Source organism: Pseudomonas putida, from assembly GCF_025905425.1.
Lineage (GTDB): Bacteria > Pseudomonadota > Gammaproteobacteria > Pseudomonadales > Pseudomonadaceae > Aquipseudomonas > Aquipseudomonas putida_AF.
In genome coordinates this window covers 3,776,776-3,799,829 of sequence record NZ_CP109603.1, presented here as the reverse complement: position 1 = coordinate 3,799,829, position 23,054 = coordinate 3,776,776, and the positions used below count along the sequence as shown (strand labels likewise).

The 23,054-nt window shown below is 63.2% G+C and carries 25 protein-coding genes and 1 pseudogene; 15 read left to right on the top strand and 11 right to left on the bottom strand.

The annotated features are described in order from the left end of the window. Positions 1–56 precede the first annotated feature (56 nt). The 3 genes and pseudogenes from OGV19_RS16950 to OGV19_RS27870 all read left to right on the top strand — a co-directional run bounded on the left by OGV19_RS16950 (position 57) and on the right by OGV19_RS27870 (position 3,512). Complete coding sequence (locus OGV19_RS16950) at positions 57–1,454, top strand: aminotransferase-like domain-containing protein (RefSeq protein ID WP_264309807.1); 1,398 nt, start codon at positions 57–59, stop codon at positions 1,452–1,454. Positions 1,455–1,571: 117 nt separating this feature from the next. After that, positions 1,572–2,603, top strand: a pseudogene (locus OGV19_RS27875) (methyl-accepting chemotaxis protein); the annotation flags it as partial. 27 nt (positions 2,604–2,630) lie between these two features. Beyond that, complete coding sequence (locus tag OGV19_RS27870; RefSeq protein WP_413470140.1) at positions 2,631–3,512, top strand: methyl-accepting chemotaxis protein; 882 nt, start codon at positions 2,631–2,633, stop codon at positions 3,510–3,512. Between the two features lie 131 nt (positions 3,513–3,643). Here OGV19_RS27870 and OGV19_RS16940 read toward each other — a convergent pair whose 3' ends face one another. Further along, positions 3,644–4,834: a benzoate/H(+) symporter BenE family transporter gene (locus tag OGV19_RS16940; RefSeq protein WP_264309805.1), complete on the bottom strand. Its 1,191-nt coding sequence runs from the start codon at positions 4,832–4,834 to the stop codon at positions 3,644–3,646. Between the two features lie 142 nt (positions 4,835–4,976). On the opposite strand from OGV19_RS16940, the gene OGV19_RS16935 reads away from it, so the two are divergent. After that, positions 4,977–5,579: a glutathione S-transferase family protein gene (locus OGV19_RS16935; protein WP_264309804.1), complete on the top strand. Its 603-nt coding sequence runs from the start codon at positions 4,977–4,979 to the stop codon at positions 5,577–5,579. Between the two features lie 124 nt (positions 5,580–5,703). Here the strand turns inward: OGV19_RS16935 and OGV19_RS16930 are convergent, their stop codons facing one another. The 5 genes from OGV19_RS16930 to OGV19_RS16910 all read right to left on the bottom strand — a co-directional run bounded on the left by OGV19_RS16930 (position 5,704) and on the right by OGV19_RS16910 (position 8,472). Next, complete coding sequence (locus OGV19_RS16930) at positions 5,704–6,075, bottom strand: glutaredoxin family protein (protein ID WP_264309803.1); 372 nt, start codon at positions 6,073–6,075, stop codon at positions 5,704–5,706. 59 nt (positions 6,076–6,134) lie between these two features. Then, positions 6,135–6,680: a GTP cyclohydrolase I FolE gene (gene folE, locus OGV19_RS16925; protein WP_264309802.1), complete on the bottom strand. Its 546-nt coding sequence runs from the start codon at positions 6,678–6,680 to the stop codon at positions 6,135–6,137. A gap of 69 nt (positions 6,681–6,749) precedes the next feature. Next, positions 6,750–7,310: a Smr/MutS family protein gene (locus OGV19_RS16920; RefSeq protein WP_264309801.1), complete on the bottom strand. Its 561-nt coding sequence runs from the start codon at positions 7,308–7,310 to the stop codon at positions 6,750–6,752. Positions 7,311–7,470: 160 nt separating this feature from the next. Then, on the bottom strand, positions 7,471–7,791 hold the full coding sequence (locus OGV19_RS16915; protein ID WP_264309800.1) for a hypothetical protein: 321 nt from the start codon (positions 7,789–7,791) through the stop codon (positions 7,471–7,473). Positions 7,792–7,881: 90 nt separating this feature from the next. Further along, positions 7,882–8,472 carry a cysteine hydrolase family protein gene (locus OGV19_RS16910; RefSeq protein WP_264309799.1) on the bottom strand — a complete coding sequence of 197 codons (591 nt, stop codon included), beginning with the start codon at positions 8,470–8,472 and terminating at the stop codon, positions 7,882–7,884. Between the two features lie 179 nt (positions 8,473–8,651). Here OGV19_RS16910 and prmB point away from each other — a divergent pair, with 179 nt between their 5' ends. Beyond that, positions 8,652–9,560 carry a 50S ribosomal protein L3 N(5)-glutamine methyltransferase gene (gene prmB / locus OGV19_RS16905; RefSeq protein ID WP_264309798.1) on the top strand — a complete coding sequence of 303 codons (909 nt, stop codon included), beginning with the start codon at positions 8,652–8,654 and terminating at the stop codon, positions 9,558–9,560. Positions 9,561–9,665: 105 nt separating this feature from the next. On the opposite strand, the gene OGV19_RS16900 is transcribed toward prmB, so the two are convergent. Both OGV19_RS16900 and OGV19_RS16895 read right to left on the bottom strand, forming a co-directional pair. Then, positions 9,666–10,454 (bottom strand): hypothetical protein, encoded by a 789-nt coding sequence (locus OGV19_RS16900; protein ID WP_264309797.1) that lies wholly within the window; start codon positions 10,452–10,454, stop codon positions 9,666–9,668. 101 nt (positions 10,455–10,555) lie between these two features. Beyond that, positions 10,556–11,518, bottom strand: coding sequence for an alpha/beta hydrolase (locus OGV19_RS16895; RefSeq protein ID WP_264309796.1), 963 nt, complete (start codon positions 11,516–11,518; stop codon positions 10,556–10,558). Positions 11,519–11,762: 244 nt separating this feature from the next. On the opposite strand from OGV19_RS16895, the gene aroC reads away from it, so the two are divergent. From aroC to OGV19_RS16880, 3 genes are all read left to right on the top strand, one after another. Further along, the gene (gene aroC, locus OGV19_RS16890) at positions 11,763–12,854 is read left to right on the top strand and encodes a chorismate synthase (RefSeq protein ID WP_264309795.1); all 1,092 of its coding nucleotides are present in this window, start codon (positions 11,763–11,765) and stop codon (positions 12,852–12,854) included. A gap of 121 nt (positions 12,855–12,975) precedes the next feature. Beyond that, positions 12,976–14,130: an MFS transporter gene (locus OGV19_RS16885; RefSeq protein WP_264309794.1), complete on the top strand. Its 1,155-nt coding sequence runs from the start codon at positions 12,976–12,978 to the stop codon at positions 14,128–14,130. Continuing rightward, a complete protein-coding gene (locus tag OGV19_RS16880) occupies positions 14,130–14,666 on the top strand; it encodes an oxidase (protein WP_264309793.1) in 537 nt (178 codons plus the stop codon). Before OGV19_RS16885 ends, OGV19_RS16880 begins: the two co-directional genes overlap by 1 nt. Positions 14,667–14,781: 115 nt before the next feature. On the opposite strand, the gene OGV19_RS16875 is transcribed toward OGV19_RS16880, so the two are convergent. Beyond that, positions 14,782–15,054 carry a DUF3509 domain-containing protein gene (locus OGV19_RS16875; protein ID WP_027596016.1) on the bottom strand — a complete coding sequence of 91 codons (273 nt, stop codon included), beginning with the start codon at positions 15,052–15,054 and terminating at the stop codon, positions 14,782–14,784. 266 nt (positions 15,055–15,320) lie between these two features. On the opposite strand from OGV19_RS16875, the gene OGV19_RS16870 reads away from it, so the two are divergent. Both OGV19_RS16870 and OGV19_RS16865 read left to right on the top strand, forming a co-directional pair. Further along, on the top strand, positions 15,321–15,845 hold the full coding sequence (locus OGV19_RS16870) for an ankyrin repeat domain-containing protein (protein WP_264309792.1): 525 nt from the start codon (positions 15,321–15,323) through the stop codon (positions 15,843–15,845). 61 nt (positions 15,846–15,906) lie between these two features. Next, the gene (locus OGV19_RS16865) at positions 15,907–16,437 is read left to right on the top strand and encodes a hypothetical protein (RefSeq protein WP_264309791.1); all 531 of its coding nucleotides are present in this window, start codon (positions 15,907–15,909) and stop codon (positions 16,435–16,437) included. A gap of 135 nt (positions 16,438–16,572) precedes the next feature. On the opposite strand, the gene OGV19_RS16860 is transcribed toward OGV19_RS16865, so the two are convergent. Then, positions 16,573–17,511 (bottom strand): ZIP family metal transporter, encoded by a 939-nt coding sequence (locus OGV19_RS16860; protein WP_264309790.1) that lies wholly within the window; start codon positions 17,509–17,511, stop codon positions 16,573–16,575. Between the two features lie 127 nt (positions 17,512–17,638). Here OGV19_RS16860 and OGV19_RS16855 point away from each other — a divergent pair, with 127 nt between their 5' ends. From OGV19_RS16855 to OGV19_RS16840, 4 genes are all read left to right on the top strand, one after another. Further along, entirely contained in the window at positions 17,639–17,830 is a 192-nt protein-coding gene (locus OGV19_RS16855) for a PLDc N-terminal domain-containing protein (RefSeq protein ID WP_264309789.1), read from the top strand. Between the two features lie 154 nt (positions 17,831–17,984). Then, a complete protein-coding gene (locus OGV19_RS16850) occupies positions 17,985–20,057 on the top strand; it encodes an LTA synthase family protein (RefSeq protein WP_264309788.1) in 2,073 nt (690 codons plus the stop codon). Between the two features lie 157 nt (positions 20,058–20,214). Beyond that, the gene (locus tag OGV19_RS16845) at positions 20,215–20,451 is read left to right on the top strand and encodes a hypothetical protein (RefSeq protein WP_264309787.1); all 237 of its coding nucleotides are present in this window, start codon (positions 20,215–20,217) and stop codon (positions 20,449–20,451) included. Between the two features lie 183 nt (positions 20,452–20,634). After that, positions 20,635–20,967 (top strand): ribonuclease E inhibitor RraB, encoded by a 333-nt coding sequence (locus OGV19_RS16840; RefSeq protein WP_264309786.1) that lies wholly within the window; start codon positions 20,635–20,637, stop codon positions 20,965–20,967. 37 nt (positions 20,968–21,004) lie between these two features. Here the strand turns inward: OGV19_RS16840 and OGV19_RS16835 are convergent, their stop codons facing one another. Beyond that, the gene (locus OGV19_RS16835; protein ID WP_264309785.1) at positions 21,005–21,805 is read right to left on the bottom strand and encodes a c-type cytochrome; all 801 of its coding nucleotides are present in this window, start codon (positions 21,803–21,805) and stop codon (positions 21,005–21,007) included. A 528-nt stretch (positions 21,806–22,333) separates the two neighbouring features. Between OGV19_RS16835 and OGV19_RS16830 the strand changes: the two genes are divergently transcribed. Continuing rightward, positions 22,334–23,050 (top strand): amidotransferase, encoded by a 717-nt coding sequence (locus tag OGV19_RS16830; RefSeq protein WP_264309784.1) that lies wholly within the window; start codon positions 22,334–22,336, stop codon positions 23,048–23,050. The last annotated feature ends 4 nt before the right edge of the window (positions 23,051–23,054 follow it).

Here is a 23,054-nt window from a genome sequence, read left to right as displayed (position 1 = left end):
CACACCGCTTTCCCATTTATGCTTAACTGTTCGCTCAAAATCAGCGAACACTCCCCATGCACTTCCCTCTAGACCGCACCAGCAGCACCCCCCTGGTGCAGCAACTCACCGACCACCTGCAAGCCTGGATCGACCACCAACGCCTGCGCCCCGGTGCCCGTCTGCCGTCGATCCGTGCGTTGGCGCGCAGCCAGGCGGTCAGCGCGTCCTGTGTAATCGAGGCTTATGATCGGCTGGTCGCCAGCGGCTGGCTGGAGGCGCGTCACGGCACCGGCTTCTTCGTCGCTGAGCGCAAAGCGGGGGGTGAGGCAGATGATGGTCTGCCCTGGGGCGAGGCCGGTGATGGCAACTGGCGGCAATTTCGCGAAGGCCATGACGAACTGCTCAAGCTTGGTTGCGGCTGGTTGCCCACTACCTGGCGTGCGGCTACCGAGCTGGCCCAGGCAATACGCCAGGTCAGCCGCGGCAACCCGCAAGACCTGTTCGACTACTGCCCACCCCTTGGCTTGGCCAGCCTGCGTCAGCAGTTGCACAAGCGCCTGGCGCGCCTGGACATCGCCGCCGGCCCCGAGCGCATTCTCACCACCCAGGGTGCCAGCCATGGCCTCGACTTGTTGGTCCGCACCCTGCTGCGCCCGGGCGATACGGTGCTGGTGGAAAACCCCGGTTACTACAACTTGTACAACCTGCTGCGTCAGCACCAGGTGCGCATGCTGCCCGTGCCGCGCCTGGCCGAAGGCCCGGACCTGGCCACCCTTGAGCGGCTGCTTGCCGAACACCGACCGCGCTGCCTGTTCATCAACAGCCTGTACCACAACCCGACGGGCACCAGCCTTACCCCCAAGGTTGCCTACCGCCTGCTGGAGCTGGCCCGCGAGCACGACCTGCGCATCGTCGAAGACGATATCTACGCCGACTTCCAGGAGGGCCCGGCAACGCGCTTGGCCACCCTCGACAGCGAGCAGCGGGTGATCTACATGGCCAGCTTCTCCAAGACCCTGAGCAGTTCGTTGCGGGTGGGTTACCTGGTCGCCGACCCGGCGCTGCTGGCGCGGCTGGCCGAGCTGAAGATGGTCAGTGGCATCGGCACGTCGCGGTTCGCCGAGCGGGTGGTGGGGCAGATGCTGGCCAACGGCAGCTACCGCAAAACCGTGCAACGCCTGCGCGTACGCCTTGGCCAGCACATGGCCAAGCTGCTCGGGCAGCTGGAGCAGGCAGGCTGGGAGGTGTTCTGTGAACCCTATGGCGGCATGTTCGTCTGGGCGCGGGTGCCGGGGCGTGACGTTGCCAGCCTCGAACAGTTGGCCCTGGAGCATGCAGTGCTGCTCACCCCCGGCAGTGCCTTCGATTACCAGGGCGCCGCCAGCGACTGGCTGCGCATCAATGTCGCGTATGGGCAGGATTCTCGCGCTCAGGCCTTCCTGAAACACGCAGGGCGACCTTCAGCACGCTGATAGCGACACGCTCATAGCTATTTGACACTATTCTGGCGTCAGGCCCTTGTGAGCGGACTGGCATCGTTGCCACGCTTGGCCTTCGGCAAAACCTGACAAGGTGAAGGGGAATCGGCGATGGGCGCGACCAAGCACGGTGTTCTGGCCAACCTGGGCATGGCCCGCAAACTCGGCCTGGGCTTTGCCTTGGTGCTGTTGCTGACCCTGGCCGTTGCGGCCATTGGCATCGCCGCGCTGCACAGTGTCGGCCAACGCTTTGACGGCTTGCGCCAGCTGGCCCAGTTCAATACTGACCTGCTCAGGTTGCGCCAGCACGAACAAACCTTTGCCGTGAGTTCCGATATCAAGCAGGCCGAAGCCTTGCGCAGCGGTTTGCAGGGGTTGGCCGAACGCGCCCGTGGTTTGCCGGCGCTGGCGGCGGCCCAGGCCGAGTTGAGCGCCTACGGCCAGGCGTTCGAGGCCTTTGTCGAGGCGGTGCAGGCCAAGGAGCTTGCGCTGGACATGGCCAGTTGGTCGGTGTCCAGCGTTGCCAATAACCTTGATGTACTGCAGGCGGGGTTGGCCGATGATGGCACCTATACCCTCAAACAATCCCAAGGCCAGCAGGGCGGCGAGTTTCTTGAGCAGGCCGCGCAGGTGTCGCAGGTGTCGCGGTTAATGCTGCAGGCGATGGACGAAGCACGTGTGCGCCTGGACAAGAGCCGCAAGGGTGAGCAAGACGTCGGCCAGACGCGCATCGCCCAGACGGTCGAAGCCGCGAGCCTGGTCGAACAGCTCAAGGGCGCCGTCAGCGATGCCGGCTACCAGAGTGTGCTGGGTGAAGTGGCCGGGCACATCGGCAGTTTCTCCGACAAGCTCAACGAATACACCGACCTGCTGGCCAAGGAACAAGGGCTCAAGGCCCAGTTGCAGGCGCGGGCCGAGCAGGTCACCGGTCGCGTCGACCAGGCCTACCTTGGCCAGGAGCAGGCCTTGCAGGGTGAGCTGTCGCGCAATGCCCTGGCCATTGCCCTGGCCACGGGGTTGGCGCTGTTGGTGGGTGTGCTGGCTGCGTGGCTGATCACCCGCGCGGTGGTGGGCCCGCTCAAGCGCGTCATCGCCCGCGCCCAGCGCATTGCAGCAGGGGAGTTGAGCCTGGAGGCAGAAGCACCGCGTCGCGATGAGGTCGGGCAGTTGATGCAGGCCATGCAGCAAATGGCGGCCGGCCTGTCGGGCATCGTCAGCGGCCTGCAGCAGGGCATCGAGCAACTGGCGGGTAGCGCTCAGGCATTGTCGGCGGTGACCGAGCAGACCAATCGCGAGGTCGGCAGCCAGAAGGACGAAACCGAACAGGTAGCGACCGCCATGCAGCAGATGACGGCCACCGTGCACGATGTGGCGCGCAATGCCGAGGAGGCCGCGCAGGCGGCTCAGTCTGCCGACGACAAGGTCGAGTCCGGGCAGTTGGTGGTACGTCAGAGCATGCAGCGTATCGAGCAGTTGGCGGTGGCTGCGGAGACGGCCAGTGCCGGTATCGACAGCCTCAGTGCCGAGATCCACACCATTGGCGATGTGCTCGAAGTGATCAAGAGCGTTGCCGAGCAGACCAACCTGTTGGCGCTCAACGCCGCGATCGAGGCGGCCCGTGCCGGCGAGCAGGGGCGTGGTTTTGCCGTGGTGGCCGATGAGGTGCGGGCGCTGGCGCGGCGTACCCGGCAATCGACCGAACAGATCGAGACGCTGGTCGCCAGCCTGCGCGGCAATGCCCAGCAGTCGGTGGCGCAGATCCGTGGCAGCACGGAGCTGGTGCGCCTGGCGGTGGCTGATGCCTTGCAGACCGAAAGTGCGTTGGGCAGCATCGCCGTGGCGGTTTCATTGATTCAGCAGATGAACCAGCAGATTGCCGCCGCGGCCGAGCAGCAGAGCTCGGTGGCCGAAGAGATCAGCCGCAGCGTCACGCAGATCCGCGGCAGTGCCGATCAGGCGGCGTTGGCGATGCAGGACAATGCCAGGTCGAGTGTCGAGCTGGCGCAGTTGGGGACGGACCTGAAGGGGATGGTGGGGCATTTCAGGCTCTGAGCCTTGTATTGCCTACACCGGCCTCTTCGCGGGCAAGCCCGCTTCCACAGGGGTATCACTAAGCCTGAGGGTAACGAGGAACCTGTGGGAGCGGGCTTGCCCGCGAAGAGGCCGGTACAGGCTATAAAAACTCAGCCCTTGCGTGGATTGAGGATCATCAAGGTCAAAACCCCCGCCACAATCCCCCAGAACGCCGACCCGATCGAGAATAGCGTCAACCCAGAAGCCGTCACCATGAAGGTGATCAACGCTGCCTCCCGCTCACGCGCCTCGCTCATCGCCACCGTCAGCCCATTCATGATCGAACCGAACAGCGCCAAGGCCGCAATCGACAGCACCAGCTCTTTTGGCAGCGCAGCAAACAACGCCGCCAAGGTCGCCCCGAATACCCCGGCAATGCCATAGAAAATCCCGCACCACACCGCTGCGGTGTAGCGTTTGCTTGGGTCTTCATGGGCATGTGGCCCGGTGCAGATCGCCGCGCTGATCGCCGCCAGGTTGACCCCGTGCGAGCCAAACGGTGCCAGCAGCAATGAGGCAAACCCGGTCGCCGAAATCAGCGGTGAGGCCGGTACCTGGTAGCCATCGGCACGCAGTACCGCCACGCCGGGCATGTTTTGCGAGGTCATCGCCACCACGAACAGCGGAATACCGATGCTGATGGTCGCCGCCAGCGAGAAGCTTGGCGTGGTCCACACAGGTGTAGCCACTTCCAGGTGGAAGCCGCTGAAGTCCAGCAGGCCAAGGGCGCCGGACAGCGCCGTGCCGACCAGCAACGCCGCCAGCACGCAGTAGCGCGGCGACAGGCGCTTGACTAGCAGGTAGCTGAAGAACATGCCCAGCACCAGCAAGGTGCGGTGCTGGGCGGCGACGAAGATCTCGCTGCCGATCTTGAACAGGATGCCTGCCAGCAGCGCCGAGGCCAGCGATGCTGGAATGCGCTTGACCAGGCGCTCGAAGCTGCCGGTCAGGCCGCAGATAAGCACCAGCACCGCGCAGGTGATGTAAGCGCCAATGGCTTCGCCATAGCTGACACCGCCGAGGCTGGTGATCAGCAGTGCGGCGCCCGGCGTCGACCAGGCCACGGTGATCGGCGTGCGGTAGCGCAGCGAAAGGCCAATGCTGCACACTGCCATGCCGATCGACAGCGCCCAGATCCATGATGAGATCTGCGCGGTGGTCAGCCCGGCCGCCTGGCCGGCCTGAAACATCAGCACCAGCGAACTGGTATAGCCGGTGAGCATGGCGATGAAGCCGGCGACTACCGCCGACGGGGAGCTGTCTGCCAGGGGCCGCAGGCGTGCGGAAGTGGCATCGGTCATGAACAAAATCCTTGTAAAGGTGTAAGCAGTTTTTTCAGACTAACGCGAGCAAGGTTGATCTTTGCCATACAGCGGCCATTGCTTTTAGCCGTACAGTCACCAACTATTGGGCACGAATGCACAACTGCATGGGGGGAGGGCGATGTACAAGGTCTATGGCGATTACCAGTCGGGCAACTGCTACAAGGTCAAGCTGATGTTGAGCCTGCTGGGCCGACCGTATGAGTGGCACCCGGTGGATATTCTCAAGGGGGAGACCGAGACGCCTGAGTTTTTGGCGATGAACCCCAATGGCAAGGTGCCGGTGCTGGAGTTGGAAGACGGCACGTACCTGTGGGAGTCCAACGCCATTCTCAACTTCCTTGCCGACGGCAGCGAGTTCCTGCCCAGCGAGCCGCGCTTGCGCACGCAGGTGCTGCAGTGGCAGTTCTTCGAGCAGTACAGCCATGAGCCGTACATCGCCGTGGCGCGATTCATCCAGTTCTACCTCGGGCTGCCGGATGATCGGCTGGAGGAATACCGCAAGCTGCACAAAGGCGGGTACAAGGCGCTGAGGGTGATGGAGCGGCAGTTGCAGATGACGCCGTATCTGGTCGGCGAGCAGTATTCGATTGCCGATGTGGCGCTGTATGCCTACACCCATGTGGCGCAGCAGGGTGGGTTCGACCTGGCGGATTACCCGGCGGTCAGGGCCTGGCTGGAGCGCGTGGCCAGCCATCCGCGGCATGTGCCGATGGTGGGTTGAACCTGGTACATCTGTAGCCTGTACCGGCCCTTTCGCGGGGCAAGCCCGCTCCCACAGCGTGAAGTGTCATTCCTGTGGGAGCGGGCTTGCCCCGCGAACACAGGCGAAGCCTGTGCCGTCCACCTCAGGCCGAGGCGAAGCGCTTGTCCAGGTAGGCAATGATGGCCTTGGACTCGTACATCCAGCTCACCTTGCCGTCTTCTTCGATGCGCAGGCACGGCACTTTCACCCGGCCACCGCCTTCGAGCAGTGCCTGGCGATGCACGGGGTCGTTTTTGGCGTCACGCAGCGCCACCGGCACGTTCAGACGGTGCAGGGTGCGGCGGGTCTTGACGCAGAACGGGCAGGCATGGAACTGGTACAGCGCAAGGCCACTGGCCGCTTGCTCGACGCGCGCCTGGGCGGCGGCATCGCGCTTGCGCTTGGCCGGGCGGCTGATCCAGTCGCCGAACACGATGAGCTGGCCGAGGCCGACCCGCAGGGCTTTGACGATCATGGGCAACTCCTGAAAAGAAAAAGCCGACCCCGCAGGGTCGGCTCGGGGTCTTCAGCCGATCACTTGATCAGGCTGAGGAACTCGCTGCGGGTGGCGGCGTTTTCGCGGAACTCGCCCAGCATCACCGACGTGATCATGCTCGAGTTCTGCTTCTCGACACCGCGCATCATCATGCACATGTGCTTGGCTTCGATGACCACGGCCACGCCAGCAGCGCCGGTCACTTGCTCGACGGCTTCGGCGATCTGACGGCTGAGGTTTTCCTGAATCTGCAGGCGACGGGCGTACATGTCGACGATACGCGCCACCTTCGACAGGCCCAGGACCTTGCCCTTGGGCAGGTAGGCAACGTGAGCCTTGCCGATGAAGGGCAGCATGTGGTGCTCGCACATCGAGTACAGCTCGATGTCCCGGACCAGTACCATCTCGCTGTTGTCGGAGGTGAACAGCGCGCCGTTGGTGACTTCTTCCAGCGTCTGCTCATAACCGCGGCAAAGGTACTTCATGGCCTTTGCAGCCCGCTTGGGCGTGTCGAGCAGGCCCTCACGGGAGACGTCCTCGCCGATCTGGCTGAGAATCTCGGTGTAGTTCTGTTCCAGGGACATGTATCTACCTGTGGGAAAAATCGCAAAAACGAAGGGTACGGCGGCAAGGGCGGCGCTGCAAGCGCGGCGTTACTCGTCGCGTCCTTCAAGCATGGTTCGTTTGAGCATCACATAGACCGCGCCGGTACCGCCATGGCGCGCGTTGCACGAGGCGAAACCGAGCACCTGCGGGTGCTGGCGCAGCCAGGTGTTGACGTGACTCTTGATCATCGGGCGCTTGCCGTCCAGGCGTGCAGCCTTGCCATGGGTGACGCGCACACAGCGGACTTCCAGCTTGGTGGCCTCGGCGATGAAGTCCCAGAGTGTCTCTCGGGCTTTCTCGACGGTCATGCCGTGCAGGTCGAGGCTGCCCTCGAAAGCGATCTGGCCGAGCTTGAGTTTGCGCAGCTGGCCTTCCTGCACGCCGTCACGGCGCCACATCAGCTCGTCTTCGGCGCCGACGTCGATGACGAACTGGTCGGACATGCCGTCGATCACCAGTGCCTTGTCGCTGCGCACGGTCGCCGCCTGCCGCAGGCCGGCCAGCTGCTTGCGATCGGCCTTGGGTTTGCCGACCTCGGCACGGTCGTGCTTGATCGGTTTGACGCCACGCACTTCGGCATGGAACAGGGAAAAGTCGTCGTCTTGCATGATGCCTCCACGTGGGCGGCGTAGTTTACGCGACTGTGGCCGGCTGTGCAGCCATGGCTAGCCTGTGCGGGCCTCTTCGCGGGGCAAGCCCGCGCCCACAGGGTTAGCGCTGGGCTTGCCCCGCGAAGAGGCCGGCGGCATCAGTAGAAAAACTCAGTCCTCAGTCGTGTTTTTTCATCAAATGCGGCGACAGGTTCAACTCCCGCCCACGGCGCAGGCGAATACGGCTGCGCCGCCAGAAGCGCACGCCCAACCACAGCAGCAGCAAGCCAGCCCCGGTGAGGATGCTGGCCAGTGGTTTGTTGGCGTTGAGTTCGGCCAGGGCCGGGTAATTGCCCAGCAGGCCGGCGATACCGGCCATGGCCAGCAGCACACCCAGCGTTGCCAGCAGGGCCGACAGGCCGGCAGCCAGGCGTGCGCCCCAGTTGCGCGGTTCGCGCGTGCGCAGGCGTTTGGCGTCGAAACTGCCTTTGAGCTTCATTCCGATTTCCTCTGTGGATATCCGGAATTCGACCTGTGCTCGCCCTTTGGGTTCCGCCCGGCTGCCGGGCGGTAGTCACTGGCCTTGGAATCAGATCAGGCTGGCGGTTGGGGCGACACAGGCGAAGTTGTCGGCCATCACGGCCATTTCACACTGGTGAATCTGTGCGGCCGGGATGACCCCGTCCTTGAACGCCAGGTCGCGGGTCGCCGAGGCGTCCTCCACCAGGGTGCAACGATAACCATAGTCCTTGGCGCGGCGCACGGTGGTGCTGACGCTGGAGTGGCTCATGAAACCGCAGACGATCAGGTCCAGGTGGCCCAGCGCCTGCAGGGTGTCGTGCAGCTTGGTGTTCTTGAAGGCGTTGGGCATGCGCTTTTCGATGACGATTTCGCCGTCATGCGGCTCAAGCCCCGGGATGAACTGGCCGCCGCTGCCTTGCGGGTCGAAGCGGCCACCGACAGTGCCCAGGTGGCGTACGTGGATGATCGGACGGCCGCTCTTGCGCGCAGCGTCGAGCAACCGGGCGATGTTGGCCACAGCCTCGTCCATGCCCGACAGCGCCAGGGGACCACTGAGGTACTCCTTTTGCGCATCGATGATGATCAGGCTGGCGTGGCTCAGCTTGGCCGGCGGGTAGTCGCGACCAGTGAGGCGGAACATCGTGGTTGGAACGGACATCAAGGGCTCCTTGGAAGGGCTTTTGTATACCTATTGTCCCTTGCCTTGGCGTCAATGGGAATGGTTGACATCGCAGACAGCGTGGTTACTGGCCTGTGGCTAGCCATTAAGGCATGCGGAGGAACATTTGTGCGGGTTGGGCTGGTAGACTTTTGTCAGGTCTGAATTAGGAGTACCCCGTGATCACATCCCGTCTGCGCACGCTGCGCGACTACATCCGCTGGGCGGTCAGCCGCTTCCATGAGCGCGAGCTGTTCTTCGGCCACGGTGCCGACAACGCCTGGGACGAAGCCCGCCTGCTGGTGCTGGGCGCCGTGCACCTGCCGTGGGAGGTGGCCGACAGCTACCTGGACTGCATGCTCGAAGACGACGAGCGCGTGCGCCTGCAGCATTTGCTTAAGCGGCGCATCGAAGAACGTGTGCCAACTGCCTACCTGCTGGGCGAGGCGTGGTTCTGCGGCATGTCGTTCATCGTCGACGAGCGGGTGCTGGTGCCCCGTTCACCGATTGGCGAGCTGCTCGAAAAACGTTTCGAGCCGTGGCTGGCGTCAGAGCCTGCACGCATTCTCGACCTGTGCACGGGCTCCGGTTGCATCGGCATCGTGGCGGCCGAGGTGTTCCCCGAGGCCGAAGTGGTGCTGGGCGACCTGTCGTTCGATGCCCTTGAGGTGGCGAACCAGAACATCGAACGGCACGGCCTGGACATGCGCGTCTACACCGTGCAGGGCGACGGCTTCGATGGTCTGCCGGGGCAGCGCTTTGACCTGATCCTGTCCAACCCGCCGTACGTCGATGCCGAGGACTTCGGCGACATGCCGGCCGAGTACCACCATGAGCCCGAGCTGGGCCTGGCCTGCGGTAACGATGGCCTGGATTTGGTGCGGCGCATGCTCGCCGAGGCCGCTGACCACCTGAACGACAAGGGCTTGCTGATTGTCGAGGTGGGCAACAGCCAGGTGCATGTCGAGTCGCTGTACCCCGAGGTGGATTTTGCCTGGCTGGAATTCGAGCGTGGCGGGCATGGGGTGTTCATGCTGACGGCCGAGCAGTGCCGCCAGCATCAGGAGCTGTTCAAAGCCCGCGTTTGAGCTACGTGTTTGAAACTGGGGCCGCTTTGCGGCCCTTTTCGACCGGTCCGGCGCCCCGGCAAGGCCGCTCCTACAGGTTAGTGCTGCCCTTGAGTCAGGTGCTGTTCAGCGGGTGGCAATCCAGATCAGCAACCCGGCCTGAAACACCGCAAATGCCACCAGGCAGGTGATGGTAAAGCGCAAGCCGCTGTCTTCGCGCCGGTACTTGGACACCCGCTCATCCCGCTCGCGCAGTTGGCCTTCCATTTCTTGCAACTGCTGATCGGCCTGCTGCAGCAGGTTGGCCGCATCGAGGATCTCGACCCGCTGCAGCCGCTCGTTGCTCCAGGCGCCCTTGAGCTGGCCTACCGTGATTTCCACGGTACGGCCCTTCAGGTGCTGAGGGTCTTCATATTCGACCTCGATACCCACGCCACGCAGAAACTGATCGCGGCGCAGGCGTGAATCCTCGCTCAGGGCGTCCTTGCTCGGCAATGCCATGCCTTCGACCCGGTAATGCGACCACTTGCGCTGCAACCATTGCACGGCCTGGGCCAGCATGAAGCGGCCGATGCCGCGGTTCAGCGGTTCCAGCTGCAGGCCCTGGTCATGGCCAATGCGGACCAGGCGCTCGGCATGATCGACGCGGATATCCAGATGGTTCTGTTCTTTGCGCACTTTTTGCCCAGGCAGCTGGATTTCCATGCGCAGCAGGCTGTGTGTCTTGTCGTGGCGCTCGGCATAGCCGAACTGCACGAACCGCAGGGGGCGGGCACCTGTGGATCGGTCGGTGGGCAGGGGCGCCAGGCGCAGCAACTGGAAGTGTTCGGCGGCAAGGTCTGCCCAAGGCAGCGTGGCGCCGTCCTGGGGGTGTGGCTCTTCGGCCGGCTCTACGGCGGCGGGGGCAATTGTCATGGGGGCTGTCCTTATGTGCGTGCTGGCAGCCAGAGGGGGCGCAGCGGCCCCAATTCTTGCCGCCATCTACTCTATCGGCAGCCCCGGCCAAGACCTGAGGGTCAGGCCGATGGCAAATGCTGGATGAAGGTAACGATCCGCTCCCCCAGTTCGCGGGCCAGCGGCAGTTCCGGGTTGAGGTAGCTGTCACGTTGCTGGCTCATGTCCTTGGGGCTGATGCGCAGCATGTGGTTCATGCCATCGATCAGGACCAGTTGCGCATCGGGTTTCGCGGCCTTGAGGCGTTCGGCGTCGGTCACGTTTACCTGCACGTCATTGCGGCCCTGGACGATCAGCGCCGGCATCGGCAGCTGCGCGAACGCCGCTGCCGGGTTCTGCCGAAACAGCGAAATCAGGTAGGGCTGCACGCTGGGCCGGAACACCTGGCGCAGCGGGGCGGGTACATCCAGGCTGGTCTGCCCGGCCTGCAGGCGGTCGAGCAAGGCACTGCTTCGGGCCAGTTGGGCGGGCGGTAGGCGCTGGGCCAGCTGTTCGTGCAGCACCTCGGCCAGTGGGCGGCCGCTGCCGGCCAGGGTGATCACCGCACTGGCACCCGCTTGCTCGGCGGCGAGGCTTGCGATCAGCGCGCCTTCGCTGTGGCCAACCAGGATCAGCGGCCCGAAACGTGGGTCGGCCTTGAGCTTGCGACTCCAGGCGACCACATCGGCGACATAGCGCTCGACGCTGAGGTCACGCTCATCGGGCGTGGCCGGCTGGCTGGCGGCCACGCCGCGTTTGTCGAAGCGCACGCTGGCAATGTGGTCGTTTGCCAGCAGCAGGGCCAGCCGTTTGAGGATGTCGATACGCCCCGAGGCCGGGTTGTTGCCGTCGCGGTCGGTGGGGCCGGAACCTGCGATGATCAACACCACCGGTGGCGGGGTGGACTGTTGCGGCAACAGCAGGCTGCCATGCAGCACACCTTGGCCTGTGTCCAGGTCGATGGGGCGTTGCAGTACGGTGGGGGAGGCGGCCTGGGCAAGGCCGGCGCAGAGCATGAAAAGCAAGGCGACGAGGCGCGGCATCATGGGGTACTACGGTGGTGAGATGTCGGTTTGACCCAATGTTTGCGGGAAGGTTCGGTGCCTGGTTACCTGGGTGGGCCTCTTCGCGGGCAAGCGCGCTCCCACAGCAACATCTGTGCTTTCAGGCTATGGGTAATCCGGTGGGAGCGGGCTTGCCCGCGAAGAGGCCCGCACAGACAACCAATCCCTCTGGATTTTTCCGTATACTGCCGCTTTCGTTCACCTCAGGCAGACTCGCGGAGCGTCCATGTCCGGCAATACCTACGGCAAGCTGTTCACTGTCACCACCGCTGGCGAAAGCCATGGCCCGGCGTTGGTCGCCATTGTCGATGGATGCCCGCCGGGCCTGGAGATCTCCCTGGCCGATCTGCAGCATGACCTCGACCGGCGCAAGCCCGGCACCAGCCGGCACACTACCCAGCGCCAGGAGCCGGACGAGGTCGAAATCCTCTCCGGCGTGTTCGAAGGCCGCACCACCGGCTGCTCGATTGGCCTGCTGATCCGCAACACTGATCAGAAGTCCAAGGACTACTCGGCGATCAAGGACCTGTTCCGCCCGGCTCACGCGGACTACACCTACCACCACAAGTACGGTGTGCGTGACTACCGCGGCGGCGGCCGCAGCTCGGCCCGCGAAACCGCCATGCGCGTGGCGGCGGGGGCCATCGCCAAGAAGTACCTGGCCACCCAGGGCATCACCGTGCGTGGCTACATGAGCCAGCTCGGCCCGATCGAGATCCCGTTCAAGACCTGGGCGTCGGTAGAGCAGAACGCCTTCTTCAGCCCGGACCCGGACAAGGTGCCGGAGCTTGAGGCCTACATGGACCAGCTGCGCCGTGACCAGGACTCGGTCGGGGCGAAGATCACCGTGGTGGCCGAAGGCGTGATGCCTGGCCTGGGCGAGCCTATCTTCGACCGCCTCGATGCGGAACTGGCCCATGCGCTGATGAGCATCAACGCGGTCAAGGGCGTGGAAATCGGCGCCGGTTTTGCCAGCGTTGCCCAGCGCGGTACCGAGCACCGTGACGAACTGACCCCGGAAGGGTTCCTCAGCAATAACGCTGGCGGCATTCTCGGCGGTATTTCCTCTGGTCAGCCGATCGTTGCCCACCTGGCGCTGAAACCGACCTCCAGCATCACCACGCCGGGCCGCTCCATCGACGTGGAGGGCAACCCGGTTGAAGTGGTCACCAAGGGGCGTCATGACCCTTGCGTCGGCATCCGTGCCACGCCGATCGCCGAGGCGATGATGGCCATCGCCCTGATGGACCACCTGCTGCGTCACCGTGCACAGAATGCCGAGGTGAAGGTCAGTACTCCGGTGCTGGGCCAGCTCTGATCCGTCTGTGCCGGCCGTTTCGCGGGGCAAGCCCGCTCCCACAGACCCGTGTGATCCTGTGGGAGCGGGCTTGCCCCGCGAAGAGGCCGGTACAGGCAACAACAAAACCGGCTGAGCCCCCATGCCCCCAATTCCCTACTGGCGCCTGTCCAGCTTCTACCTCTTCTACTTCGCCCTGCTAGGCTCTACGGCCCCCTTCCTGGCGCTGTACTTCGACCACCTGGGTTTCTCCCCGGCGCGCATCGGCGAGCTGGTGGCCATCCCCATGCTGATGCGCTGCATCGCCCCGAACCTGTGGGGCTGGTTGGGCGACCGTACCGGCCAACGCCTGCTGATCGTGCGCCTGGGTGCGCTGTCGACCCTGGCCAGCTTCGCCCTGATCTTCTTCGGCAAGAGCTACGCCTGGCTGGCGCTAGTGATGGCCCTGCACGCGTTCTTCTGGCACGCGGTGCTGCCGCAGTTCGAGGTCATCACCCTGGCGCATCTGCACGGGCAAACGGCCCGTTACAGCCAGGTACGTCTGTGGGGGTCGATCGGTTTCATCCTCACGGTGGTGGGCTTGGGGCGGCTGTTCGAATGGCTTAGCCTGGACATCTACCCGGTTGCCCTGGTGACGATCATGGCGGGCATCGTTCTCGCCAGCCTGTGGGTGCCCAATGCCCAGCCGGTGGAGCAGGGCGAGCGCAGCGCTGCAGGCGGCTTTGTGCAGCAGCTGCGGGCACCTGGGGTGATCGCGTTCTATGTGTGCGTGGCCTTGATGCAGCTCAGCCACGGGCCGTATTACACCTTCCTCACCCTGCACCTGGAACACCTGGGCTACAGCCGCGGCGCCATCGGCCTTTTGTGGGCGTTGGGGGTGGTGGCCGAGGTGCTGGTGTTCATGGCCATGAGCCGGATCTTCGCGCGGTTTAGCGTGCAGCGGGTGTTGCTGGCCAGCTTCCTGCTGGCGGCATTGCGTTGGCTGTTGCTTGGCAACCTGGCTGATGACCCAGCGGTGCTGGTGCTGGCCCAGGTGCTGCACGCGGCCACCTTCGGCTGCTTCCATGCCGCCTGCATCGCGTTTGTCCAGGCCAGCTTCGGTGCTCGTCAGCAAGGCCAGGGCCAGGCGTTGTACGCGGCGTTGTCGGGCACCGGCGGTGCGCTCGGCGCCTTGTACTCGGGTTACAGCTGGAAACTGCTGGGCCCGGCCTTCACCTTTGGTATGGCCAGCGCCGCAGCCTTGGCCGCAGCCGTTATCATTGCCCTTTGTTCGCAATCGACCAGGACCCGCCACTGATGAGTATCCTCAGCGTTTTTCACCCGTCCAGCCCAGGCCTGCCGAACAAGCTGCTGACCCACCACGACGATATCGCCGCGACCCTAGCTGAACAGGGCGTGCGTTTTGTCCATCGTCCGCTGGAGCTGCGGGTTCGCCCTGGCAGCGCAGCGGACGAGGTCATGGCAGCGTGCCGGGGGTACCTCGATCAGTTGATGACTGGCCATGGCAGCGCAGCTTTCGCAGTACTCAACCGTGAGGGTGTGGACCCGGCGCAGGTCGATGTACGTGACGAGCATGTGCATGACGCCGAAGAGGTGTTTGCTGTCGTCAGCGGCCGGGCACAGGTTGGCCTGCGTTTGGGCCAATTCGTGTATTCGGTGCTGTGCGAGAAGGGCGACCAGCTGGTCGTGCCGGCCGGGACGCGGCGCTGGGTGGAGTTGGGGGAGACGCCGTTCTGCCTGGCCTTGCGCTTGTTCGGGAGTGAGCAGGGGATGCAGGCGCGGTTTACCGGGGATGAGACTGCACGGGCGTTTCTGGGCATCGACGAGCTGTAATACCTATACCAGCCTCTTCGCGGGGCAAGCCCGCTCCCACATGATCACCACGGCTCATGGGCCATTGTTAATCCTGTAGGAGCGGGCTGGCCCGCGAAGAGGCCCGTTCAGCAAGTCAGCGATAGGTCGGCAAAGCAAACCGCTGCTGGCTCTGCAGCATCGAAATCACCGGCAACTCGCTGGCCTGTTCGGCCAGGTCACGGCGAATGGCGCTGATCGCCCAGGACAGCTGCTCGGCGCTGTGCAGTTGGCCGTAGGTCAAGACGCGACGGGTAACCTTGCCATCAGCGGCGCGCAGGGTCAGCAAGACACCACCATCGGGGCGGGGCTGGGTGGCGACCTGGTAGGCCGAAAACACCGAGACGAACTTTTCCTGGATGAGGTCCATATCAACTCCTGACTGTTGTGTGGCAGACGTGAGTTGATGGTTGCAGTGACCGTGCCAAAACGGCCTATAAGTAAAAATCCTTTAAATTCAATGAGTTGAATACATTTAAGTGAGTCGGCTTCGTGCAGTTTGCATGGTCATGCATTTTGCACAGTGCATTTTGCACGGGCCAAACACACGCTATCGGCCCGATAGAATCTGAACCTTTGACCCGGCAGCCTTGCCTGACAAAGACTTGGGCAACACTTTTTGCCAGGAGGTTCAACATGTCTACCCAACCAGCGCCCGCTGCCATGACCGATGACGAAACCGCTGCCTTCGCCGAGCAGGTCTTCGAACGCGCCCGCCAAGGCGATGCCCAGATGCTCGGGCGTCTGCTTGCCAGTGGCCTGCCGGCCAACCTGCGCAACCACAAGGGCGATACCCTGCTGATGCTGGCCAGCTATCACGGCCACCATGATGCCGTTCGCGTGCTACTGGAGCACGGCGCCGACCCGTTGATCGCCAATGACAACGGCCAGTTGCCGATCGCCGGCGCTGCGTTCAAAGGCGACCTGGCGATGATCCGCCTGCTGCTGGAGCATGGCGTGCCAGTGGATGCCGCCGCGCAGGACGGGCGTACCGCGCTGATGTTGGCGGCCATGTTCAACCGCCGCGAGATCCTCGACTACCTGCTGGCCCAAGGCGCCGACCCGGCCCAGCAGGATGCCCGTGGCGCCACCGCTCTGATGGCCGCGCAGACCATGGGCGCGGCAGACGCCGTGGCGCGTTTGCAGGCGCTGGTCGGCTAACGGTAAGGGGGCGTTTGCGGCTATCCTTGGCGACTTTTTCACCCGCCGCAGGCCCCCTTTCATGAAAAACCAATTGCTCGAACTCATCACCCTCATCGGCGCCGGTTGCATGCGCGATGAAGACATCGAGCGCATCGCCGACGAGGCCGCCCAGGCCTACGCCGATCCGGCTGCCTTCCTGGCGGCCAACCCGGACATCAACTACGACGACAGCTTCCCCATCCCGCTGGGCGAATGGGTCGTGCTTGGCAGCCTGCCGGATACCGTGCTGTTTCAGGCAGACAGCTATCAGGAACTGTTCCAGAACATCAGCGATTCGTTCGACAAGAGCGTCCCGTTCACCCTCAAGCCCAAGCAACTGGCGCGCACCGAGCCACTGACCGCGCTCAATCGCATTCAGGTGCAGATGGGGGCGTTGAACAAAGAAGCGGGGGGGTATGTGCTGCTGAACTTCAGCCAGTTGCTGGATGATGAATTGCAGATGGTGATGGTCGGCCAGCATGACCTGGCACGGGTGCTGGAGCTGGGGGCAGCGGTTGGGATCAAGACCGAGCCGGCGTTGGAGGCTTTGAAGGTCGCGGTACACGTTTGATTTGATCGGTTGGCTGTAGCGGCCTCTTCGCGGGGCAAGCCCGCTCCCACAGGAATACCACTGGCCTCTGAGCGGTGGTATTCCTGTGGGAGCGGGCTTGCCCCGCGAAGAGGCCGCTACAGGCAGTCGAAGAACTCAGCCCAGCGCCGTATCCAGAAACATCATCACCCCGAACCCACCCATCAAGCCCAGGGTCGCCGCCGTCTGGTGGCCATTGCGATGGGTTTCGGGAATCACCTCGTGGGACACCACGAAGATCATCGCCCCCGCCGCCAACCCCATGCTCACCGGGTAGGCCAGGGCAAAGCCAGTGGAGATGCCCAGGCCGATCACCGCGCCAAGCGGTTCCATCAAGCCTGAACCCACCGCCACCAACGCCGCCTTCATGTTCGAAAGCCCTGTGGCGCGCAACGCCAAGGCCACGGCCAGGCCTTCAGGAATGTCCTGGATGGCGATTGCGCTGGTCAGCGGCAGGCCGATGTTCATGTCGCCGTTGGCGAAGCTCACGCCAATCGCCATGCCTTCGGGCAGGTTGTGCAGGGTAATCGCCAGCACGAACAGCCATACCCGGTTGATGCGTTCTGCCTCCGGGCCGCAGGGGCCGGTGCTTTCATGCTCGTGCGGGGTGAAGCGGTCCAGGCCCAGCATCAGCAGCACGCCCAGGCCCATGCCCAGGACCACGGTGAAGGCTGCTGCCGGGCCGTTGCCGGTGATCTCACGGGCAGCATCCAGGCCCGGCAGAATCAGCGAAAACGAACTGGCCGCGAGCATCATGCCTGCGGCAAAGCCAAGCATCACATCCTGGGTGCGCGCGTTCACATCACGCAGCACCACGGCCAATACCGCCCCCAGGGCGGTAGCGCCGAAGCCGGACAACCCGCCAAGCAACGCCAGGTGCAGGTTGTCGGCATGGTCGCCGTTGACCGCGTTCCACAGGCTCGCCGCCAGCAGCACGACGACCGCCAGTAAGCTCAGCCCCAGGCCGGCGCTAAGCCAGGGGGTACTGACCACCTGTTGGCGCCAGGCGTTGCGCAGCGAGGGTGGAGTGGCCGTGTCGGTATGGGCTGGGGGCATGCGAACCTCTAATCAGTGAATGCAGGCAGTCTAAGCAAGGACCTGCGTGATCGGCCAAGGATTCCCTTCTATTGACGCGATAGCTGGCTATGCTGTGCTGCAACGTCTTTGCATGGGAGTAACGGACATGGGGTCCACATTCAATAGCCTGGTTGGCCTGATCATTCTGGCGCTGGATATCTGGGCGATCCTCAATGTGATCAAGAGCGGCCGCGAAGTGGGGGTCAAGGTGCTGTGGATTCTGCTGATCGCGTTGCTGCCGGTGATCGGGCTGGTGATCTGGGCGATTGCCGGGCCCAGGGGCAATATCCGTATCTGATCGCCCCTACAAGGGCACGCTTGCGACATAAGCAGAAATGCGGCCGTGACAAAATTTTCACATTGGTTTAAACAGAATCCGCACCCGCACAATGCTGCGTTGGTATTAACCTTCGCCATCTCCGCAAACCCGCAATCCTAGGACTTTCCCATTCATGGCTAACACGGATGCCTTGAAACAGGGCGCGCGAGCTTCGCTCGCGCCGACCCTGAAATCCCACCTGGCCTACACGCTGTTCAGCGCTCTGGTCATCATGCTGATGCTCAGCCTCGTGCGCCTGGCGCTGTTGGTCTACAACAGCGACATGATCGGCGATACGCCCTATGCGACCGTCGCCGAGGGCTTCCTCAACGGATTGCGCTTCGATTTGCGGGTGGTGGTGTACATCAGCATTCCGCTGCTGCTGGCCATTCTCAGCCCCTGGGCCATGGCCCGGCGTGGCGTGTTCCGGTTGTGGCTGACCATCGCTTCGAGCGTGGTGATGTTCCTCGGCCTGATGGAGATGGACTTCTACCGCGAGTTCCACCAGCGCCTCAATGGCCTGGTGTTCCAGTACATCAAGGAAGACCCCAAGACCGTCATGAGCATGCTCTGGTACGGCTTCCCGGTGGTCCGCTACCTGCTGGCCTGGGTCGTCGGCACCTGGCTGCTGAGCCTGCTGTTCAAGGGCATCGACCGCATGACCCGTGGCGGCCAGTCGGGCAGTGCTACCCTGCAGCGCCGCGCCGCGCCCTGGTACAACCGCCTGGCGGTGTTCATGGTGATCCTGCTGGTGGCCGTGGTCGCCGCCCGTGGCACCCTGCGCCAGGGCCCGCCGATGCGTTGGGGGGATGCCTTCACCACTGACTCCAACTTCGTCAACCAGCTTGGCCTGAACGGCACCCTGACCCTGATCGATGCCGCCAAGAGCCGCTTCGGCGAAGACCGCGCCAACATCTGGAAGCCTGTGCTGGACCAGCCGCTGGCCACGCAGACCGTGCGTGAACAACTGCTGACCGCCCACGATACCCTGGTCGACGCCGACGAAGCCGCGATCCGCCGTGACTTCGTGCCGCCAGCCGACCGTACCCTGCCGATCAAGAACGTCGTGGTGATCCTCATGGAGAGCTTCGCCGGCCACTCGGTGGGCGCCCTGGGCAGCCCCAATAACATCACTCCGTACTTCGACAAGCTGGCCAAGGAAGGGTTGCTGTTCGACCGCTTCTTCTCCAACGGCACCCATACCCACCAGGGTATGTTCGCCACCATGGCCTGCTTCCCCAACCTGCCAGGTTTCGAATACCTGATGCAGACCCCGGAAGGCGGCCACAAGCTGTCCGGCCTGCCCGCGCTGCTCAGCGCCCGCGACTATGACGATGTGTACGTCTACAACGGTGATTTTGCCTGGGACAACCAGTCTGGTTTCTTCGGCAACCAGGGCATGACCACCTTCATCGGCCGTAACGACTTCGTCAACCCGGTGTTCTCCGACCCGACCTGGGGTGTATCCGACCAGGACATGTTCGACCGTGGCGCTGAAGAACTGGCCAAGCACGATGGCAAGAAGCCGATCTATGCGCTGCTGCAGACCCTGTCCAACCACACGCCTTACGCGCTGCCTAAGGACCTGCCGGTAGCGCCTGTCACCGGCCAGGGCCGCCTGGACGAGCACCTCACCGCCATGCGCTATTCCGACTGGGCGCTGGGCCAGTTCTTCGAGAAGGCGCGCAAAGAGCCGTACTTCAAGGAGACGCTGTTCGTCATCGTGGGCGACCACGGCTTTGGCAACCATCAACAGGTCACCGAACTGGACCTGGGCCGCTTCAACGTGCCGCTGCTGCTGATTGCCCCGGGCATTCAGGAGAAGTTTGGTGCGGTTGACCACACCGTGGGTACCCAGGTCGACATCGTGCCGACCATCATGGGCCGCCTGGGTGGCCAGACCCGTCACCAGTGCTGGGGGCGCGACCTGCTCAACCTGCCTGAAGGCGACCAGGGCATGGGCATGATCAAACCGTCGGGTAGCGAGCAGATCGTTGGCCTGGTGCAGGGTGACCGCATCCTCATCGAGTCCAAGGACATGACTCCGCGCATGTACCGCTACCAGTTGGGCAGCGAGTTCAAGGCCGAGCTGATCGAAAGCCCGGACCAGCCGCAAATGCTGAAAACGCTCGAAGCGTACATCCAGACGGCGACCAAGAGCCTGCTGGATAACACCGCTGGCGTTGTACACGGCACGCCCAAGTAACCCCCGCCCTGCACGATCGTTGTAGGCGCAGCCTTGTGCTGCGCCTACCCCAATCAAGGGCTACCGCAAGGCCCCGCCAACTGAACAAATACCCCCGCCCAAGGTCAAGGTATACAGGCGCCACACACCCGGCGTTCTTTGATTGAGGGCTCGTTCCATGAAAGAGTGGGAAGTCATCTTTGCCGACCAGAAAGGCGAACCGACGTCATTGCGGCTGCGGGCAGAGCATTGCCCCAGTGAGGAAGACGCGGCACGCGCCATTCGCTCGCACCTGTTTCCGGTCATGGATGAGCTGGACCTCAACGACTTCCAGGACCGCGCGGTATCCCCAACGGCACGCTGGCTCAAAGAGCAAAGTGGCGTGACCATCACCGCTATTCACGAAGCGCCCTGATCCGTTCGTTGACGTGGTGCCTGCGCAGGCACTACGCTGGAGCCAGGTGCCTGCCTTTTCTGCGGGCCGGTACCTGTTCAATTCGTGTCTTGCATCAGCTCTATACAACTCGACTTGCCCGGCCCAGCCGGCAGGTACGTAGTGCCCGGAAAGTCTATCCATAGCTTTGCAGGAGGACGATTCATGAGCAGCCAGAACGACGATATCAGCAGCAACGTCCTGCGCCAGATGAAAGCAGGCGGTTTCGATTTCACCCGTATCCATCCCATCGAGTTCTACGCAATATTCCCTGACGAAGCCGGCGCGCGACGGGCAGCCGGGCAATTTCGTGGTGAGTCCCTCAACGCCCAGGTGCGTGAGATGAAAGACGGCGCCTGGCACCTTGAACTGAGCAAGGTCATGTATGCCACTTACGGAGGGATTGGCGACTTTGAAGAAGCGTTTGAACAGCTCGTTTCACCTTACGGCGGCGAGGTCGAAGGGTGGGGGGTCAAGCACGAGCGGCTATGTGCCTGACGCTCATGGACCGGGGTCGCAGCGCGGCCCCAACATTTCAAGGCTTACGCCCAGCCATATGCCCCAGATAAGCCAGCAGCGCATCCAGCTCCTGCTCGCTTAGCACATTCTTTGTAAACCCCGGCATCTTCGCCTGCGGCCACTTTCGAAGGCTTTGCGGGTCTCGTATCAGCTGGCGCAGAAACGCCGGTTGGAAATACTCGGTAGGGTTGTGCGGCAGGTTCAGGTCCGGCCCTAGCTGGGCATCACCCGCACCATTGAGGCGGTGGCAGGCCAGGCAGTTTTGCTGGAACAGCGCAAACCCTTGGCGCACCGGGTCATCGGCCGAGAGCTTCGGGTCTGGCAGCAGCGCCGGAAATCGCTGTTCGACCGAGGCCAAGCGGCGAATTGAGGCGATCTGAAACGGCCACTGCTCCGGGCGGATGCCGCTGGCTTGCGGTGCGGTCCACACCAGGTAGAAGGGCCCTGCACTTGGCTTGCCTTTGCCCAGTGCGGGCCACGGCTTGGCCGGGTCCTCGATCGCCAACCAGGCACGTGCCGGCGCTTCCTGCAACAGTGGGGCGGCGGGCATTTCGGCGGCAAAACCATCCAGGGCCACCGCTTGCAGATGGTCGCTTGCACCCACGCCCTGCAGCAGCGCAGCCAGGGGGACGGCCCGATAGTGCATGGGGCGCTTATAGGAAACGTCCTGCTCGATGCTGATGGTCTGGGCCTGAGGATGGTCAAGCAGCTCGGCGCTGTCCCACTGGCGCGACGTGTCGCCCAACTGCAGGTGCAACTGCGCCGCCGACACGGGCAGGCTAAAAAGCAAGGCGAGTAGGGCAAGGCAGTGGCGCATGGGGAGTCTCCGACCTTCAAGGCCGGCAGGTTACATGCGTGCTGCCTGTTAGCGCCACAGCCACCGTCAGCCGAATAAACGTGTCAGGTTCGGCAAGATCAGCAGTAAAGTCGTGGCGAAGAGAATGAGCCCCGCTTGGCGTATTTTTGATTGTCTGAACATGGCGGACCGCCTTCTTGTTGTTATTCCTGAATACCCGTTGGCTTCCGTGTCGCGTTTCGGGTCGATCGCAGTGGCGTATGTTGACGCCTGTTCTGCTTGCCTCTTGAAAGTGGATATACAACCAACAGTAGGGTGTGCGTCATCCATGTTTGAGAACCCTTTGTTCTAATTATAAGGTCGATTAATTTCATTGGGTTATGAGGCCAATTGCCAGCTGGCTGGCATGCTCTCACTAGACAGCTGCGTTACTGCAAACGACACGCCGACCAAATACGACCGTTCGTCAGTGCGGCCTACTTGCTTGTACGTGCCTTTGGCGGCAGTCTCTACAGCAGATTCCCACCCATGTCGTTCAGGACTATCCCTATGTCGTTACGCATCTGCATCCTGGAAACCGATGTCCTGCGGCCGGAGTTGACGGCGCAGTACCACGGCTATGGCAGGATGTTCGAGCAGCTGTTCTCGCGTCAGCCGATCGCCGCCGAGTTTCGTGTGTACAACGTGATGAACGGCGACTATCCCGCCGACAATGAAAAGTTCGATGCCTATCTGGTGACCGGCAGCAAGGCCGACTCGTTCGGTTCCGACCCATGGATCCAGACGCTCAAGGCTTACCTGTTGAAACTCTACGAACGTGGCGAAAAGCTGCTGGGCGTGTGTTTTGGTCATCAGTTGCTGGCCTTGACCCTGGGTGGCAAGGCCGAGCGCGCTGATAAGGGCTGGGGTGTGGGTATTCACCGTTACTCATTGGCGGCCCATGCACCATGGATGGACCCGGAGGTTTCCGAGCTGACCTTGCTGATCAGCCACCAGGACCAGGTCACCGAGTTGCCGGACGGCGCTACGGTGATTGCCTCCAGCGATTTTTGCCCGAACGCCGCCTACCACATTCGTGATCAGGTGCTGTGCTTCCAGGGGCACCCGGAGTTTGTGCATGACTACTCCCGGGCCTTGCTGGATGCGCGCCAGACGTCTCTGGGCGATGAGGTGTACCACAAGGCCATTGCCAGCCTGGCCACCGAGCACCAGGGGGACCTGGTGGGCGAGTGGATGTTGCGGTTCATTAGGCAGTCGGGGGAGTAAAGAC